The organism is Variovorax paradoxus (assembly GCF_030811855.1).
In the GTDB taxonomy this organism is placed as follows: Bacteria; Pseudomonadota; Gammaproteobacteria; order Burkholderiales; family Burkholderiaceae_C; genus Variovorax; species Variovorax paradoxus_L.
This window is the reverse complement of the sequence record NZ_JAUSRN010000010.1, coordinates 35,001-52,107: the sequence shown is the minus strand read 5'-3', so window position 1 is coordinate 52,107 and position 17,107 is coordinate 35,001. Positions and strand designations below refer to the sequence as shown.

The 17,107-nt window shown below is 66.1% G+C and carries 14 protein-coding genes and 1 rRNA gene (1 of these 15 running past the window's edge); 10 read left to right on the top strand and 5 right to left on the bottom strand.

From position 1 onward, the window contains the following. The first annotated feature begins 106 nt into the window (after positions 1 to 106). Positions 107 to 1,177 carry a fumarylacetoacetate hydrolase family protein gene (locus tag J2X92_RS18780; protein WP_307577614.1) on the top strand — a complete coding sequence of 357 codons (1,071 nt, stop codon included), beginning with the start codon at positions 107 to 109 and terminating at the stop codon, positions 1,175 to 1,177. 141 nt (positions 1,178 to 1,318) lie between these two features. After that, on the top strand, positions 1,319 to 2,083 hold the full coding sequence (locus J2X92_RS18775) for a M48 family metalloprotease (protein ID WP_373424860.1): 765 nt from the start codon (positions 1,319 to 1,321) through the stop codon (positions 2,081 to 2,083). Positions 2,084 to 2,092: 9 nt separating this feature from the next. Here J2X92_RS18775 and J2X92_RS18770 read toward each other — a convergent pair whose 3' ends face one another. Next, positions 2,093 to 2,881: a helix-turn-helix transcriptional regulator gene (locus J2X92_RS18770; RefSeq protein ID WP_307577612.1), complete on the bottom strand. Its 789-nt coding sequence runs from the start codon at positions 2,879 to 2,881 to the stop codon at positions 2,093 to 2,095. A gap of 81 nt (positions 2,882 to 2,962) precedes the next feature. Here J2X92_RS18770 and J2X92_RS18765 point away from each other — a divergent pair, with 81 nt between their 5' ends. The 3 genes from J2X92_RS18765 to J2X92_RS18755 are packed head-to-tail and all read left to right on the top strand — an operon-like array spanning position 2,963 to position 5,951. Next, the gene (locus J2X92_RS18765) at positions 2,963 to 4,744 is read left to right on the top strand and encodes an FAD-dependent monooxygenase (protein ID WP_307577610.1); all 1,782 of its coding nucleotides are present in this window, start codon (positions 2,963 to 2,965) and stop codon (positions 4,742 to 4,744) included. Further along, a complete protein-coding gene (locus J2X92_RS18760) occupies positions 4,741 to 4,971 on the top strand; it encodes a hypothetical protein (RefSeq protein WP_307577608.1) in 231 nt (76 codons plus the stop codon). Before J2X92_RS18765 ends, J2X92_RS18760 begins: the two co-directional genes overlap by 4 nt. A gap of 5 nt (positions 4,972 to 4,976) precedes the next feature. Next, positions 4,977 to 5,951 (top strand): Bug family tripartite tricarboxylate transporter substrate binding protein, encoded by a 975-nt coding sequence (locus J2X92_RS18755; RefSeq protein ID WP_307577605.1) that lies wholly within the window; start codon positions 4,977 to 4,979, stop codon positions 5,949 to 5,951. 20 nt (positions 5,952 to 5,971) lie between these two features. Here the strand turns inward: J2X92_RS18755 and J2X92_RS18750 are convergent, their stop codons facing one another. Both J2X92_RS18750 and J2X92_RS18745 read right to left on the bottom strand, forming a co-directional pair. Further along, a complete protein-coding gene (locus tag J2X92_RS18750; protein WP_307577603.1) occupies positions 5,972 to 7,165 on the bottom strand; it encodes a toxin-antitoxin system YwqK family antitoxin in 1,194 nt (397 codons plus the stop codon). Further along, the gene (locus tag J2X92_RS18745; protein WP_307577601.1) at positions 7,162 to 7,575 is read right to left on the bottom strand and encodes a VOC family protein; all 414 of its coding nucleotides are present in this window, start codon (positions 7,573 to 7,575) and stop codon (positions 7,162 to 7,164) included. Before J2X92_RS18745 ends, J2X92_RS18750 begins: the two co-directional genes overlap by 4 nt. Positions 7,576 to 7,639: 64 nt before the next feature. Between J2X92_RS18745 and J2X92_RS18740 the strand changes: the two genes are divergently transcribed. The 4 genes from J2X92_RS18740 to J2X92_RS18725 all read left to right on the top strand — a co-directional run bounded on the left by J2X92_RS18740 (position 7,640) and on the right by J2X92_RS18725 (position 12,565). Continuing rightward, positions 7,640 to 8,833, top strand: coding sequence for a TraB/GumN family protein (locus J2X92_RS18740; protein ID WP_307577599.1), 1,194 nt, complete (start codon positions 7,640 to 7,642; stop codon positions 8,831 to 8,833). Positions 8,834 to 8,844: 11 nt separating this feature from the next. Next, positions 8,845 to 9,216, top strand: a complete 372-nt coding sequence (locus J2X92_RS18735) for a DUF2946 family protein (RefSeq protein WP_307577597.1) — start codon at positions 8,845 to 8,847, stop codon at positions 9,214 to 9,216. A 118-nt stretch (positions 9,217 to 9,334) separates the two neighbouring features. After that, on the top strand, positions 9,335 to 11,620 hold the full coding sequence (locus J2X92_RS18730; protein WP_307577595.1) for a TonB-dependent receptor: 2,286 nt from the start codon (positions 9,335 to 9,337) through the stop codon (positions 11,618 to 11,620). A 39-nt stretch (positions 11,621 to 11,659) separates the two neighbouring features. Beyond that, entirely contained in the window at positions 11,660 to 12,565 is a 906-nt protein-coding gene (locus tag J2X92_RS18725; RefSeq protein WP_307577593.1) for a copper chaperone PCu(A)C, read from the top strand. Positions 12,566 to 12,601: 36 nt separating this feature from the next. Here the strand turns inward: J2X92_RS18725 and J2X92_RS18720 are convergent, their stop codons facing one another. Next, positions 12,602 to 14,350: a phospholipase D family protein gene (locus J2X92_RS18720; RefSeq protein ID WP_307577591.1), complete on the bottom strand. Its 1,749-nt coding sequence runs from the start codon at positions 14,348 to 14,350 to the stop codon at positions 12,602 to 12,604. Between the two features lie 93 nt (positions 14,351 to 14,443). Next, the gene (locus J2X92_RS18715; protein WP_307577589.1) at positions 14,444 to 16,348 is read right to left on the bottom strand and encodes an ATP-binding cassette domain-containing protein; all 1,905 of its coding nucleotides are present in this window, start codon (positions 16,346 to 16,348) and stop codon (positions 14,444 to 14,446) included. Positions 16,349 to 16,942: 594 nt separating this feature from the next. Between J2X92_RS18715 and J2X92_RS18710 the strand changes: the two genes are divergently transcribed. Next, positions 16,943 to 17,107 (top strand): 16S ribosomal RNA (locus J2X92_RS18710) (it continues 1,370 nt past the right edge of the window).

Here is a 17,107-nt window from a genome sequence, read left to right as displayed (position 1 = left end):
GGTTCACCAAGAGCACCTCGGTACACTGCCGCCCGTTCAACCAGTTTAGTGGGCGCGGCGCCGGCTCTCGTGTTCGCGCCGTGTCCTTCATCACGCTTTTGCCATCATGAAACTTGCCACCCTGAAGGACGGCTCGCGCGACGGCCAGCTCGTCGTCGTCTCGCGCGACCTCACGCTCGCGCACTACGCCACCGGCATTGCGAGCCGGCTGCAGCAGGTGCTGGACGACTGGGGCTTCATGAGCCCGCAGCTCCAGGACCTCTATGACGCCGTTAACACGGGCCGCGCGCGCCATTCTTTTCCCTTCGATCCCTCGATGTGCATGGCGCCTTTGCCGCGCGCCTACCAGTGGGCCGACGGCTCGGCGTACCTGAACCACGTCGAGCTAGTGCGCAAGGCGCGCAACGCCGAAGTGCCCGAGAGCTTCTACACCGACCCGCTGATGTACCAGGGCGGCAGCGACGACTTCGTCGGCCCGACCGACGACGTGGTCGTGCCCAGTGAAGCCATGGGCATCGACTTCGAGGCTGAGATCGCCGTGATCACCGGCGACGTGAAGATGGGCGCCACACCGGACCAGGCGCTCGACGGCATCCGCCTCGTGATGCTGGCCAACGACGTGAGCCTGCGCAACCTGATTCCGGCCGAACTGGCCAAGGGCTTCGGCTTCTTCCAGAGCAAGCCCGCCACGGCGTTCAGCCCCGTGGCCGTGACGCTCGACGAACTCGGCGAAGCCTGGCAAGACGGCCGCGTGCACCTCACGCTGCAAAGCAGCTGGAACGGCCGCAAGGTCGGCATGTGCGAGGCCGGGCCCGAGATGACCTTTCACTTCGGCCAGCTCATTGCCCACATCGCCAAGACGCGCAACGTGCGCGCCGGCAGCATCGTCGGCAGCGGCACCGTGAGCAACAAGGGCGTGGAAAGAAATGGCCAGATGGAATGGCCCAAGGGCTATTCGTGTATTGCCGAGAAGCGCTGCATCGAGACCATCCAGGGCGGCGAGCCCGTCACTGAATTCATGAAGTTCGGCGACACGATCCGCATCGAGATGAAGGGCCTGGACGGCCGTTCGCTGTTCGGTGCGATCGACCAGGAGATCGTGTCGACGAGCGGGCGGCCGAAGGTGGCGCCGGTGTCGCTGGTGAATCCGCCGGCCGAGGACGCCGGCGAGGACTGAAGCCTCCGCGCTTCGCGGGCATCGCGCCCGCCATGGCTATGATCCTCCCGCTGCCGCGACTCGGAATCATTCGCGAGCGGCAGTGCGTTCGGCGGCTGCTTCCGCGGTCGCCATTCAAATCAAGAAAAACGGGAGTTTTCGATGCGTTATTTGCCTATTGCGGCCGCCGCCGTTGCGGCCTTCGCCCTCGTCGGCTGCGAAACCATGAAGAACGCCGATACCGGCGCACTCACCCAGGCGAGCGGCTCGGCCTTCAAGGCCATGTCGCTGAGCGACGGCGAGATCGCCACGATGTCCGACCAGTCGTGCGCCGCCATGGACCAGAAGAACCAGATCGCGCCGGCCAGCAGCCGCTACGCCACGCGCCTGAACCAGGTCATCAAGCAGATGCCCACCACCGTGAACGGCAAGACAGCCAATTACAAGGTCTACATGACCAAGGACGTGAATGCCTGGGCCATGGCCAACGGCTGCATCCGCGTGTACAGCGGCCTCATGGACCTGATGAACGACGACGAATTGCGCGGCGTCATCGGCCACGAGATCGGCCACGTGGCGCTGGGCCATTCGAAGTCGCGCATGCAGACGGCCTACGCCGCCTCGGCCGTTCGCGGTCTGGCCGGCGCCGCCGGCGGCGTGGTGGCCCAGCTGTCGCAGTCGCAAGCCGGCGACCTGGGCGAGAAGTTCGTCAACGCGCAGTTCTCGCAAGCGAACGAAAGCGCGGCCGACAACTATTCCTTCGACCTGCTCACCGAACGCAAGCTCGAGCGCAAGGGACTGGTCAGCGCGTTCGACAAGCTGGCGAAGCTCGACGGTGGAGGCTCCGGCAGCTCGCTCATGAGCTCGCATCCGCCATCGGCCGAGCGTTCGGCGCGCATGCAAAAGCGCCTGGACGCCGGCAAGTAAGGCGAAGCGCTACGGCGCTTCCTGTGTCACGCGCAGCAGCAGTTCCTTCTGCGTGCGTATCCCGAGCCGGCGGAACGCCCGGTACTGGTGGGTGCGCACCGTGGTCAGTTCGATGCCCACGTCGCGCGCCACCTGCTTGGCGGTCTTGCCGGCCAGCAGGTGGCCGATGACCTCGCGTTCGCGCAAGCTCAGAGTCATCAGGCCCGAGGCGAGGGCGGGCGCCGCCGCTTCGCGTGTGCCCACCGCGCTGCGGCCATGGGCCAGGGTGGCATCGGCCAGCAGCGTGGCATGCCTTTCGATCGCCTGGAAGTCGGCGGCATCGAATTCGGGCTGCGCAAGGCTGCGGTAGAAGCTTACGGCCACGCGCTGGCCGGCCGGTGTCAACAGCAGCACCGACGCACGTTCCCTGATGCCTACGTCCCCATAGCAGGCTGCCCGGTAGGCGGGGTCGGCCACTTCGTCGGCACGCTGATGGCCTAGCCAGAGTTGCGGGCGCTTGGGCAGCTTGCGCGCCGCAAGCCAAGTCATGTTGGGATCGAGAAGGTCGAAGCGCTGCGCCACGTAGCGTTCGGCCGTTCGTTCGGCCGTGGTGCCGTAGCTGCTGGCGGCCGACACCGCCTCGATGCGGCCGGTGGCATCGACCGCGAACACGGTGCAGAAGGTCACGGGCATCACGCGGTGCATGGCCGCGAGGCAGCTGGCCGCCAGATGCGGCGTGGCGACACCTGCCAGCACGTCGCCGACGATGGCCGTAGACAGCGTGCTGTCCGCTGCGGGTTGAATGCGCCAGCGCCTCATGTGAGCAGGTAGCCCTAGGGTAATTACTTCGTACGAAGTTATGACAATGGCCGGCGCCGCACATCGGGACAATCCCGCTGCATGACGAACCCCACCATTGCCGCACAGGCGCCCGGCACGCGCGCCGCCGATGCCGCGACAGGCCCCGTGCCGCCAATGGCCAGCGCCTCCGCGTTGCCGCCCTCCGTCGGCGCCTTTCGCTACACGCGCTACAAGCCGTGGACGCCACCGCTCGAACAGGGCGGCATGGAGCCCGGCCGCCACCCCGTGGTGATTGCGGGCGGCGGACCCGTCGGGATGGCGCTCGCGCTGGGGCTTGCGAACCAGGGCGTGCGCTGTGTGATTCTCGAAGCCGACGACACGGTGTGCGTGGGCAGCCGCGCGGCCTGCATCTCGCGCCGCAGTCTAGAGATCATGGAACGGCTCGGCGTGCTGCCGGCCTTCATGGCCAAGGGGCTGCCGTGGACCGGCGGGCGCAGCTTCTACAAGACGTCGGAGGTTTTCCGCTTCGAGATGCCGCACGACGAGTGCCAGAAGCTGCCGCCGATGATCAACCTGGAGCAGTACTACATCGAGCAGTACCTGCTGGAAGAGATCTTCCGCCGCAACGAAAAGGCGCCGGGGCTCATCGACATCCGCTGGGGCACCGAGCTCACCGGCATCGTGCAGGATGAAGACGGCGTGACGCTCGACGTGCGCAATGCCGATGGCGCGCATCGGGTACAAGGCCAGTGGCTCGCGGCCTGTGATGGCGGCCAGAGCTTCGTGCGCAAGGCGATGGGGCTCGCACTCGAGGGCACGGGCTACGAAGGCCGCTACGTGATCATCGACATCGAGCTGCACAGCAAGCACCCGACCGAGCGCCGCGCGTGGTTCGATCCGCCGTGGAACCCCGGCTCGACCGTGCTGATGCACCGCCAGCCCGATGACATCTGGCGCATCGACTACCAGCTGCGCGCGGGCCAGAGTACCGAAGAAGCGCTGCAGCCGGCGGCGGTGGCCGCATTCGTGCAGCGCCATCTCGACGCGATCGGCGAAGGCCATCTGCCATGGAAGACGGTGTGGACCTCGGTCTACCGCGCGGGCGCAATGACGCTCGCAAGCTATCGGCATGGCCGTGTGCTCTTTGCTGGCAACGCGGCGCACGCCATGCCGATCTTCGGCGTGCGCGGCCTCAATTCCGGCTTCGATGACGCGGACAACCTGGCCTGGAAGCTGGCCTTCGTGGCGCGCGGCCTGTCGGACGCGGCGCTTCTCGATTCGTACTCGCAAGAGCGCATTGCAGCCTTTCACGTGAATGCCGAGAACGCGATGCGCAGCACCGAGTTCATGTCGCCGCCTTCGCGCGGCTTCGATCTGCTGCGCGAGGCCGCGCTTTCGTTGTCGGAATCGCATCGCGGCATTGCGCAACTGATCAATCCCCGCCAGACGCAGGCCGTGCGCTACGAAGATTCGGCGCTGTCCAGCGAAGGCGATGCGCTGCCGGCGGGGCCGCTGCCTGGCGAGGTCGTGGCCGAGCAGCAGCTCGAGCGTGGCCACCTGAGTGACTGGATCGGCCCTGTCTTCACGCTGCTGGTACTGCAGCCGGGAGCCGATGCCGTCCCGCTGCCGGAGGACGAGGTGGCGCAAGCCCGCGGCGGCGCCCTGCCGTTCGCGGTTTGCACCATTGCAAGCCCGGGCGTCGCGGGCGCGAATGCGCACGCCAGCCAGGCCGTGTTCGAAGCGCTTGGCGCAAGCGATGGAGCCGCCTACCTGCTGCGCCCCGACGGCCACGTGGCCGCGCGTTGGCGGCGCATGCCACCCGGCGAACTGACGAACGCGCTCGCGCGCGCCGCCGTTGCGACCAAGGAGATTGCCGCATGACGACATCGCTTCACCCCGACGCGCGAGACCATCTCTATGCCGAGTGCGCGCGCGCCATCAGCGAAGCCGGCGCCGAGCGCGAATCGCTGTTCCTTGCGCGGCTCGCGCTGCTGCTGTTCGAGCAGGTCGGCGACGAGGCACGCTGCCGCCGAGCTTTGGCCGACGCGCTGCATGCGCTGCCCGTACCATCGCTGTCCGCAGCAGAAATACTACAAACCGGAGACTGATCGACATGGACCGACGCACACTTCTTGCCACGCTCGCTTCGAGCGCCGCCGTGGCCGCCACGCCCTTCGCACGCGCGCAGGACTATCCCTCGCAGATCATCAAGTGGGTGGTGCCCTATCCCGCGGGCGGCGGCACCGACGTGATCGCGCGCACGCTGGCCGAGGCTATGCGCCAGACGCTGGGCCAGCAGATCGTGGTGGACAACCGGCCCGGCGCCTCCACCAACATTGGCGCCGACCTGGTTGCCAAGAGCAAGCCCGACGGCTACACCGTGCTGTCGGCCGACAATGCCGTGCTGGCCTTCAACGAGCACCTGTTCAGCAAGCTGCCGTTCAATCCGGAAAAAGACTTCACCTACATCGGCGCCATCGGCAAGTTTCCGCTCGCGCTGGTGGTCCACCCGGATTTCCCGGCCAAGAACTTCAAGGAGTTCCTGGCCTATGTGAAGGCCAATCCCGGCAAGGTCAACTATGCGTCGCCAGGCAACGGCTCGCCGCACCACCTGGCCATGGAAATGTTCAAGGTGCGCACCGGCACCTTCATCACTCATATTCCCTACCGAGGCGCGGCGCCTGCGATGGCCGACGTCATGGGCGGCCAGGTGCCGTGCATGTTCCTCGACCTGGCCTCGGGCCTTTCGATCATGCAGGCCAACAAGGTCCGCGTGCTCGCCATCGGCTCGGGCGCGCGCAGCAAGCTGCTGCCCAACGTGCCGACGCTGGCGGAAGTGGGAGTGCCCAACAGCGAGGTGTTCGCGTTCCAGGGCGTGCTCGGTCCGGCCGGCCTGCCGCCCGCCGTGGTGGCCAAGCTCAACGGCGACCTGAACCGCGCGTTCAGCGCGCCGGCGGTGCAAAAGCGCTTCGACGATTTCGGCATGGAAGCGATGCCCGGCACGCCGGCACAGTTCGCGGCGCTGTCGCGCGCCGAATCTCAGCGCTGGGGTCCGATCATCAAGCAGGCCGGCGTCAAGCTGGACTGAGCGAGCAAGGCTGGGGCGGGCTACTTCTTTTCGTCGAAGACCTGGTCGTCCCGCTCCAGCACTCCGTTCTCGTCCCAGCTGCGCTCGCGGGTCACGCGGCCCTTGGCATCGAAGATCGACTCGGCCAGCAGCGTTCCCTTTTCGCTGAAACGCTGGTGCTTGCCAATGGGCACCTGCCGGCCGCGGCCCACAACCAGGAAGCGGCCGAAGGCGGCGCGCTGGCCGCTGTCGTAGAACTCGGTGATCTCGACCGTGCGCGAATCGCCGGAAGCGCGATAGACGGCCTTGCTGCGAAGCTGGCCATTCAGGTAGTAGCTGTCGTCGCTGACGGGCTCGCCCGCAGGGTTCCAGCGCTGCTCGCGGACAAGCGCGCCTTTTTCGGAAAACTCCTGCTCGCGCTGCCGCACCGCGCCGCGATCGAGCACCCGCCAAACGGTTTCTCGGCGCTTCACACCCTCGGATGAAAACTGGCGTTCGGTGCGCTGGTTGCCGATGATCTCGTCCTGCACCGAGGGCTTGCCGTTGTCATAGAAGTTCTGCGACCGCACCCGCTTGCCCGCCAGGTACGAGAGGCGCGAGCGCAGGATGCCTCGCTCGTCGAACAGCTCTACTTGCGAAGGCCCGCCGGTGAACCCGCACAGCGCTGCGTCGTCTGCCGCCGGCGCGAGCATCGGCTTTTCACCGCAGCGCAGCGCCGCCATCTTGCCGCGCTCGGTGAACTCGACGAAGGCACGGTCGGTCCCAACGTCGGGATAAAAGGTCACGCGGCGCAACTGGCCGCTGGGATAGAAGGTGCGCACCAGCCCGCGCTCCCGGCCGTCGTCGTAAACCGCCTCGCGCAATACCTGCCCATTGGGCGCGAACTCACGCGCGAGGCCGTGGATATTGCCCTTGGCATTGAGGGTCTGTTCCTTGGCCAGCTTGCCTTTTTCGTAGAAGCGCGCAAGACCCGTGAAAACCCCGTTCTGCACTTGCTGCTCGCGCTGGAGTTCGCCGGTTTCGCGTTCCTTGCAGCGCAGGAGCCCTGTCTTGCCCGCAATGCTGCTGGCGTCCGAAAGATTGATGCTGCGGCCATTGAACTCGCAGTCGAGCGCGGCGTGAGCGGCACCGGCCGCAAAGAAACAGAGCGCGGCGGTCGCAATGCGAGGCGCGACCCCGCGAGCTCGCGCAGAAGCTGCGAGCCGGCTGGGAGCGGCCCGGCGCAGGGGGTTCATTTGTCGTAGAGAGCCGCCAGAGAGCGAAAGCCCTTGACCTCGATGGGGTTGCCGAACGGGTCGCAGAAGAACATGGTCCATTGTTCTCCCGGCTGGCCTTCGAAGCGCACTTGGGGTTCGAGCACGAAGTCGGTATTGGCGGCCTTCAGCCGCTCTGCGAGGGCTTGCCAGTCGGGGAGCGCGAGCACGATGCCGAAATGCGGCATTGGCACCATCGCATCGCCGACCCGGCCGGTGCGCGTGGTCGCGAAGGGTTCGCCCAGATGCAGCGAGATCTGGTGGCCGAAGAAGTCGAAGTCGACCCATGTGTCGGTACTGCGGCCTTCGGCGCAGCCCAGGACGGCGCCATAGAAACGGCGAGCCGCATCGAGATCCCGGACGTGAAAGGCAAGATGGAAGATGCTCTGCATGGTTTCGGATTATGGGCAGCGGTGCTGTGAGAATGCCGGACTTTCTTTCATCGTGGAGCAAGCCTTGCGGATACTCCGGGCCCTGATTGCGCCATGGCGCAAAACCGATCTGAAGGCGCCGTTGCGCCCCTCTTTTCTTCAACGCCTGCCGCGCCTCGCGCTGGCTGGCGCCTGTTCTTTTCTTGCCGCGGCAGCGCATGCCGCTTGCCCCCCGACGGCCATTGCCAGCCTTGGAAAACCAGGCGCGGCGGTCGGGCAATGGAACGCCGCCGACCGCGGGCTGCTGTGGCGCGCCGACAGAGACGGCCGAACCGTCTGGCTCTATGGAACCATCCATCTTGGGCGCGCCGAATGGGTTCGGCCTGGACCCACCGTGCAGAAGGCGCTGGAGCAGAGCGATGCGCTGGCACTGGAACTCGACACGCGTGACCAGGCCGCGATGCGCGCCCTGACCCAGCCGGCGGACCCTGGCTTGGTGGCGCGGCTGCTCAGCGGCGAGCGCGCGCAGCGGCTGGCACGCCAGAGAGAGGTGGCTTGTGTATCGCCCGAGACCACGGCCGGGCTGCAGCCGATCCTGCAGGTGATGGCGCTGACCGGCCTTGTGGCACGTTTCGACGGCCTTTACCCGGAGTTCGGTGCGGACGAGGCACTCGCCGTCTCCGCGCGCAACAACGGCAAGCCGGTGTTCGCCCTGGAAAGCGCCGCTGCGCAACTGAAGATGCTGACCGGCGATTCCGAAACGGAGGAGGCGGAGCAGATCGACGCCGCCCTGGACGAACTCGAATCGGGCCAGCTGCGCACGCAGATGAAAGAGCTGGCCGACATCTGGGCCAACGGCGACGCCGACAAGCTGGGCCGCTATCCGGAGTGGTGCAACTGCCTCAACACGCCGGCCGAGCGGCGGCTGATGAAGCGCCTGCTCGACGACCGCAATCCCACCCTGGCGGACGGCATCGAACGCATGCATGTGAGCGGCAAGCGCGTCTTCGCCGCCGTGGGTGCATTGCACATGGTGGGGCCGCAGGGCTTGCCTGCGTTGCTGGCGGCGCGTGGATTCACCGTCTCAGCGGTGCCGCTGTCCGCGCAGCCGCCGGTGTCGGTGCCGACGGCGCCAGCGCCCAAGGCCGCGGCGCGGGGCGGGCGGAACGCCAAGGGGGCCGCCAAGGGTTCCACCGCGAAGAGCGGCGCCAGGAGCGCCGGCAATGCCAAGCCGGCACAGCGCAGCACTTCGGCACCCAAGGGCAAACAGCGCCGATAATCTCCTTCGCCATGCAGCTGCTGCGAAACCACCCCCGCTTCCTCGGCCTCGTCGGCCGATGGGCGCTGCTGTGGTTTATGCTCTCGCTCGGCGTGGCGGTGGCATCGCCCATCGTGCATCCGCAAGCGGTGGAGCTGGTGTGCTCGAGCGCCGGTTCGATCAAGGCGGTGGTGCAGACCGATGACGGCGTTCAGGAAATGGGCGCCTCGCACATGGACTGCCCGCTGTGCCTGTTGACTGGCGCACCACCTCCGTCGCCGGCCGCCGTGGCCTTCGATCTTCCCTTGCCGCTGGGCCGCGTGCTCCAGTCGATTCCCGCCGCGCGACTTGCCGCGGCCACCGCCGCGCCGCTGCCGGCGCGCGGACCCCCGACCTTCTCCTGAAACTCCCAAAACCGTAGCCGCGCGCGCCCCAATTCGAGGGGCGCATGCGGCCTTTCCGGCTTGAAGTTCGTGGAGCAGGTTCCCAGTGAAAAAGCATTCCCGCGCCTTGGCGATCGCCATGGTATTTCCCCTTGGCGCGCCCGTGTGGGCGCAAGACGCGCCTGACCCGCCCAAAGACGGCGGCGGTCCGCGTACGCTGAGCACCGTCACCGTCAGTGACGGCCGCCCGACCTCGCTGCCGACGCAGATTCCAACCACCATCGAGGGCGTGACGCACGAGCAGATCGTCGAAACGGTCAACGCGACCGACAGCGAGGACGCGCTCAAGTACCTGCCGAGCCTGGTGGTGCGCAAGCGCTACATCGGCGATTTCAACCACGCGGTGCTTGCCACACGCGCCTCGGGCACGGGCAACAGTGCACGCTCGATGGTGTACGCGGACGGCATCATGCTGTCGAATCCGCTGGGCAACGGCGCCACCTATGCGCCGCGCTGGGGCATGGTGTCGCCCGAAGAGATCGAACGGGTCGACGTGCTCTACGGCCCGTTTTCGGCCGCCTACCCGGGCAACTCGGTCGGCGCCGTGGTCGACTATGTGACGCGCATGCCCACCAAGCTCGAAGCGCACGTCAAGCTCAGCGGCTTTGCCTCGAACTTCGACCTGTACAACAGCCACTCGTCGCCCGCGGGCCAGCAGCTCGACCTGTCGCTGGGCAGCCGCAGCGGCGACTGGTCGTGGTGGATCAGTGCCTCGCGCACCCACAGCAAGGGGCAGGCGCTGGTGTTCGGCAACCGGCTGGTGAGCGCCGGCATGGTGGGCAATGCCGGCACGCCGGTCACCGGCGCGGTGCTGGGGCTGAACCCGTCGAACCAACCCTGGTGGCTGGTGGGCGGCTCCACCATCTACGACACCACGCAGGAGCAGGCCAAGCTGAAAGTGGCCTACGACTTTTCGCCCACCGTTCGCGCCACCTATACGCTGGGCGCCTGGAACAACACCACGCATGGCAGCGTCGACACCTACCTGCGCGATGGCCTCGGCCGGCCGGTGTATTCGGGCCGGGTGAATATCGCCGGGCGTACCTACAACCTGGATTCGCCGAGCGCCGCGCTGGCGCCGACGGAGACAGCGCTCACGCACTACATGCATGGCCTTTCGGCCAAGAGCCACACCGGCGGCGTGTTCGACTGGGAGGTGGCCGCGAGCCTGTTCGATTATTCGAGAGACACCTCGCGCACGCCGACCACGCCCTTGCCCGGCGCCTTCAACGGCGGCCCCGGGCGCACCACCGACATGGGCGGCTCTGGCTGGCACACCTTCAAGGCGGCAGGCACGTGGCGGCCCACCGGCTCGGCCGACGGCGTGGGCGCGCATGTGGTCGACTTCGGTTTCCAGCAGGACACGGCGCGCCTGCGCACCAGCGTCGGCAACACGCTCGACTGGACCGAGGGGCCCGCCGTGACGCCGTTTTCCGCCTTCAACGGCAACACGCGGCTCCAGTCGCTCTACGTGCAGGACACCTGGCGCTTTGCCAGGAACTGGAAGACGACGCTGGGCCTGCGCCACGAGCGATGGGAAGCCTATGGCGGGCAGCTCGGCAATGCGACCAGGCTGCTGGACTTTGCGCCGCGCAAGAACAGCTACGACTCGCCCAAGGCCGCCATCGCCTGGCAGGCTACGCCCGATTGGTTGTTCAAGGCCTCGACTGGCCGCGCGGTGCGCATGCCGACCGTGAGCGAGCTCTACCAGGGCTCGATCGACGGCAGCCGCATCGTCAATACCAACCCGAATTTGCGGCCGGAGCGTTCGTGGACCACGGAGCTCAGCGCCGAGCGCGACCTGAAAACATGGGGGCTCGACGGCGTTCTCCGCTCCACGCTCTTCTTAGAGAACACCAAGGACGCGCTCTACAGCCAGGCACTCACCAACCTGGTGAGCACGGTGCAGAACGTCGATGCCATCCGCACGCGGGGGCTCGAGGTGGCGCTGAACGCGGTCGATGTGGGCGCGAAGGGGTTGGACTTGAGCGGCAGCCTCACGCTGACGCGATCGAAGATCGCCGCCAACAGCGGCTTTCCCGCCAGCGTGGGCCATGAACAGCCGCGCGTGCCCAAGGTGCGGGCCACGCTGCTCGCCACCTATCGGCCCGACGCCAGATGGAGCTACACGGTCGGCGCGCGCTACAGCGGCAAGCAATACGGCACGCTGGACAACAGCGACACGAACGGCGCTGCGTACACGGGCTTTTCGAAGTTCTTTGTGGTCGATGCGCGCATTCGCTATCGCATCGACCGGCAATGGAGCGCCGCTGTGGGCATCGACAACCTGAACAACAACAAGTACTGGGCCTTCCATCCCTATACCCAACGCACCTACGTGGCCGAACTCAAGTTCGACCTTTGACCTTTTTCTCTTTTCACCGCTTTCTTCAAGGAGTTCCAGATGAACCACCCGCGAATCACCCTCAAGACCGTCGCCGCATGCGCCATGCTGGCGGGCACCGCAACCGCGTTCGCCCACGTCACCCTGCCGCGCGGCGGCGTCACCGTCGGCAGCGACTACGACGCGGCCTTCCGCGTGGGCCATGCCTGCGAAGGCGCCAAGGCCACCACCGGCCTGGCCGTCCGCCTGCCCAAGGGCTTCATCCTCAGCGATGCGCAGGCGCGCAAGGGCTGGAAGCTCGACGTGCAAAAGAACGCCGGCGACGGCGAAGTGCGCTGGACTGCGGACAGCCCGCAAACGGCGCTGCCTGCTAACGAACGCGCCGAATTCGTGTTGCGCGGCAAGGTGCCCGGCACGCCGGGGCCGCTGTGGTTCAAGGTGCTGCAGACCTGCGACGTGGGCCGGATCGACTGGGCCGAGGTGCCGGCGTCGGGCAGCTCGACCGCGGGACTCAAGACGCCTGCCGCCAGGCTCGACGTGGTGGCGCAAGGCGTGGCTACGGTCGACGTGCGTGATGCGTGGGTGCGCCAGACGGTACCGGGCCAGAGCGGCACCGGCGCCTTCATGAAGCTCACCGCGCCCACTGGCACCAGGCTGGTCGGCGTCTCGACACCAGCCGCCGGCGTGGCCGAAGTGCACGAGATGAAGATGGAAGGCGACACCATGAAGATGCGCGAGCTGGCGGGCGGGCTCGAACTCCCCGCCGGCCAGACCGTCGAGCTCAAGCCGGGCGGCAACCACGTGATGATGATGGACCTGAAGCAGGCGCTGGCCAAGGGTTCGACCGTGCCGATGACGCTCAGGTTCGAGGATGCGAAGGGCCAGAAGACCTCGCTCGACCTGAAGCTGCCGGTGGGCGCGCCGGAAGGCGCCGACGCGGCCGCCCCGGCTGCTCACAAGCACTGACCTGCCGTCCCGAGCGGCGGGGCTCGGCCTCTCGGGCTACAGCAGCTGGTCCGGCGCCAGCGGGCCGAACAGCTTGAGCATCAGGCGCAGGGTCAGGCTGGCGTCGGGCTCGGTGGTGGTGTCCTTCAAGCCGCTGCCTTCGGGCGCCCGCCAGACCAGCGAGCCGTCGTTCAGCTCGATCCGCCACGAGCCTTCGCGCATGCCGCGCTCGATCTGCTCGGACGCCGTGCGGGAGAGTTCGGCGCTTCGCACGAGCAGGGCGAGTTCGGTGTTCTGCAGTTGCGAGCGCAGGTCGAGGTTCATCGAGCCGACCACCAGCAGCCGGCCGTCCATCACCAGCACCTTCGAGTGCAGCATGGAGCGCGATGCGCCGACGCTGCCGTCGCCCGATGAGCCGAAGGCGTTGCTGACACTGGCTTGCTCGCTGCGCAGTTCGTAAAGCTCGACGCCGATCTTGAGCAGATCCTGGCGATGGCGCGAATAGCCGACATGCGCCACCGGCGCGTCGTTCGACGCCAGCGAGTTGGTCAGCACGCGGATGCGAACCCCGCGGCCCCGGGCCGTCGCAAAGGCTTGCTTCATGTCCGGGCCGGGCACGAAATAGGGCGAGATGATGAGCAGGTCGCTGTTCGCCTGTCCGATCAGTTGCAACAGGCCTTCCACCACCGTGTCGCTGCCGGCGGCAATGTCGGAACTGGCCTCGAGCGATGCGGCCCGGCGCGACGGGTTGGCCCTGTCGTTGGGCTGGCTCACCACCAGGCCCGGTGCTTTCGTCTGGTTCGGCCCCTTGTCGGCGGGAATCTTGCCGGGCTGGTCGGCGAGCATCACCGCGGGCGCCCAGACGAAGCGGGCGGTGCGCAGATCCAGGGGTTTTTCGTCCCAGGCGCGGGCCAGCTGTGCCGCCGTTGGGGGAGCGCCGGGCTTCGGTTCGCCTTCCGCGGGCGCCGGCGTCTGGGATGTCGGCGGCGCGTTCAAGGCCCGGGCCGATTCATCGGCCAGTTCCCGGTCGGCCTGTTCCGCACGTTCGCGGATGGCCTTCAGCTCTTCGCGCTTGACCAGCGACTGCACAGGGTAGGCGCGCTCGTTGTTCCAGTAGCTGTCGAAGCTGCGCGACAGGTCCTGCACGATCGGGCCGGCCGCCAGGATGTCCAGATCGATGAAGTTGCCCTTCAGTGCATTGCCGAAGTAGGCATCGCCCAGGTTCCGACCGCCGGTCACGCCGAGCACGTTGTCGGCGAGAAAGAGCTTGTTGTGCATCCGCTGCTGGATCCGCGAGGCGTCTCCGATCGAGTTGAAGATGCGTGCCAACGAAGACCCGCGCGCGCCGGCAAGCGGGTTGAACAGGCGCATCTCGATGTTGGGTACGAAGGCCAGGCCCAGCACCAACGCATCGCGGCCGGTGCTGTGAAGATCGTCGAGCAGGATCCGGACGCGCACGCCGCGCCCGGCCGCCGCCCGGATTCCCCGCAACAGCCGGCCGGTGCTGGCGTCGGCGTGGATCGCGTAGTACTGCAGGTCCAGCGTCTTCTGGGCGCCTTCAATCAATGCGAGCCGGCTGCCATAGGCGGCAGGAGGCCCGCCGAGTAGCAAAAAGCCGGATTCGAACCGCGCCGCGTCGGCTCTGCGCCGCTGCTGGACCAAGGCCTCCAGGGCGGTGCCGCTGGGCGAGGGAAGTGCCACCGATACCGGGCGGTCGACGTGCTCGGGCAGCTGTGCGCAAGCGCCCTGCAGGACAATGGCCAGGAGTGCAACGGACCGGCCGAAGAGCGCGTAGATGGAAGACATGCGGCGTTCTGGGAGCTTTGAAGCCGCATATATAGCCCAGTTGGCGGCGTCTGCGCGTGGGACGGCGTGACAGCCCGATGCAAAACTAAGGCACTAACGTCCGGCGGACAATTCCTCCTGGCGCTCCAGGGCGGCCAGCAATTCGTCGTCGATCTGGGCGTGGCGCTGGCTCAGTTCGGCCGCGCGCGAAGCGTCGGTGGCATAGATCGCCCCGCCATCGAGTTCGAGCATCTCGGTAATGCGCTTTTGCTCGGCTTCCAGCGCTTTGATCTGCGCCGGAAGCCCCTCGAGTTCGCGCTGTTCCTTGTAGCTGAGCTTTTTGCGCGCTGCCGCCGGGCGGGTGGCAGCGGATTCGGCCGCGGCAGGTGTCGGAGCCGGCGCGGGTGAAGACGGGGGGCTGGCGGCTTGCCGTTGCTCCGCGATCTCGCGCGCGCGCTTCGACTGGATCAGCCAGTCCTGCACGCTGCCTTCGTATTCGCGCCAATGGCCGTCGCCTTCGAACGCGATCGTGCTGGTCACCACGTTGTCCAGGAAGGTCCGGTCGTGGCTGACCAGGAAAACGGTGCCGTCGTAGTCCTGCAGCAGGCCTTCCAGCAGTTCGAGGGTGTCGATGTCCAGGTCGTTGGTCGGTTCGTCCAGCACCAGCACGTTGGCCGGACGCGCGAACAGGCGGGCCAGCAGCAGCCGGTTGCGTTCGCCGCCACTGAGCGAGCGCACCGGAGAATTGGCGCGCGCGGGGGAAAAGAGAAAGTCGGAAAGGTAGCTCTTCACGTGCTTGCGCTGGCTGCCGATCTCGATCCATTCGCTGCCCGGGCTGATGAAGTCTTCCAGCGTGGCGTCCAGGTCGAGCTTATCGCGCATCTGGTCGAAATAAGCCACCTGCAGGTTGGTGCCGCGGCGGATCTTGCCGCTGTCGGGTTCGAGCTCGCCCAGGATGAGCTTGAGCAGCGTGGTCTTGCCGGCGCCGTTGGGGCCCAGCAGGCCGACTTTGTCGCCGCGCAGGATGGTGCCCGTGAAGTTGCGGATGACGGTCTTTTCGCCAAAGGACTTGGTGGCGCCCGCCAGTTCGGCCACGATCTTGCCGCTCGACTGGCCCGAGGCCACGTCCATATTGACGCTGCCTTGCACCTCGCGGCGCGCCGTGCGGCTTGCCCGCAGGGCTTCGAGCCGGCTGATGCGGCTCTGGCTGCGCGTACGGCGCGCCTCCACGCCCTTGCGAATCCAGATCTCTTCCTGGGCAAGGAGCTTGTCGGCCTTGGCGCTGATAACCGCTTCCTGGGCGAGCTGTTCTTCCTTTTGCAAGAGGTACTGCTCGAAATTGCCTGGATAGGAACCCAGCTTGCCCCGGTCCAGCTCCACGATGCGGGTGGCGACACGGTTCAGGAAGCTGCGGTCATGGGTGATGGTGACCACGCTTCCCTTGAAGTCGATCAGCAGCTGCTCCAGCCATTCGATGGAATCCAGGTCCAGGTGATTGGTGGGCTCGTCTAATAGAAGGACGTCGGGGGCGGCCACCAGGGCTTGGGCCAGCGCCACACGCTTACGGGTGCCGCCGGAAAGAGAGCCAACGCGGGCATTGCGGTCGAGGTGGAGGCGATGCAGCGTCTCTTCGACGCGCTGCTCCCAGTTCCAGGCATCGAAAGCTTCGATCTGCGACTGGAGAGCGTCCAGATCCAGCCCCTCCGCACCAGAGAGATAAAGATCTCGCACGGCGATCACGCTTCCTAGGCCCTCGCTGGCTGCGGTGAATACATCCGCATCCATATCGAGCACAGGCTCTTGCGCAACGTAGGCCACCCGCAAGTTCTGCTGCATCTGCAGGGTGCCGTCATCGGTCTTCTCCAGACCTCCCAATATCTTGAGCAGCGAAGACTTGCCAGCACCATTGCGGCCGATCAGGCCAATGCGTTCCGATTCAAGAAGAGAGAAGTCCGCATGATCGAGCAGCGGGACGTGACCGAACGCGAGTTGGGCGTCGAGGAGTGTGATGAGTGCCATGTGGCTCCGATTATCGGAGGAGCCTCCTTTGCACCCGGGGGCGGCGCGAAGCGCTGCCCCCGGGTTCAAAGGCTCAGCCGCCAAATTTGTTCACCGCAGTCTTGCAGTGCCCTGAAATTGGCATATACTCGTGGGCTCGGCTAACAACGCTGCAAAGCGCTTCAAGCAGTAGCTCCAAAGGGGTTGCAGCAAGAAGATGAAAGTCGAAAAAACTTCCTTCGAAGTTGACGCGGTTTGAAAAAACAGTGCATAATCGAAGGCTCCGCTGAAACAGCTTCAGCGTCTCGCAGCGAAGGTTGCGGGGTGCGACAAGAAGATGTTGAAAGCGAAAAAAGTTTGACGGTACTTAAAAAACCGTGATAGACTACAAGGCTTCGCTGATCGCAGCAAAGCAAGACGAAGTAGACGAAAGTTGCTTCGGGGTTCGTTAAAAATTTACAGCCGATAAGCGTGGGCGTTTGAAGGTAATTGCGTAAGTTCTTCGGAACAAGTCGCAAGACTTAAAAAACGCTCATGAGATAGAAGTGAAGTTCACTTTAATTCTTTTTTTATGAGTTTTGCTTGACCGCGAGGTCAGGCGCAAAAATCAAGATCGAACTATAGAGTTTGATCCTGGCTCAGATTGAACGCTGGCGGCATGCCTTACACATGCAAGTCGAACGGCAGCGCGGGAGCAATCCTGGCGGCGAGTGGCGAACGGGTGAGTAATACATCGGAACGTGCCCAATCGTGGGGGATAACGCAGCGAAAGCTGTGCTA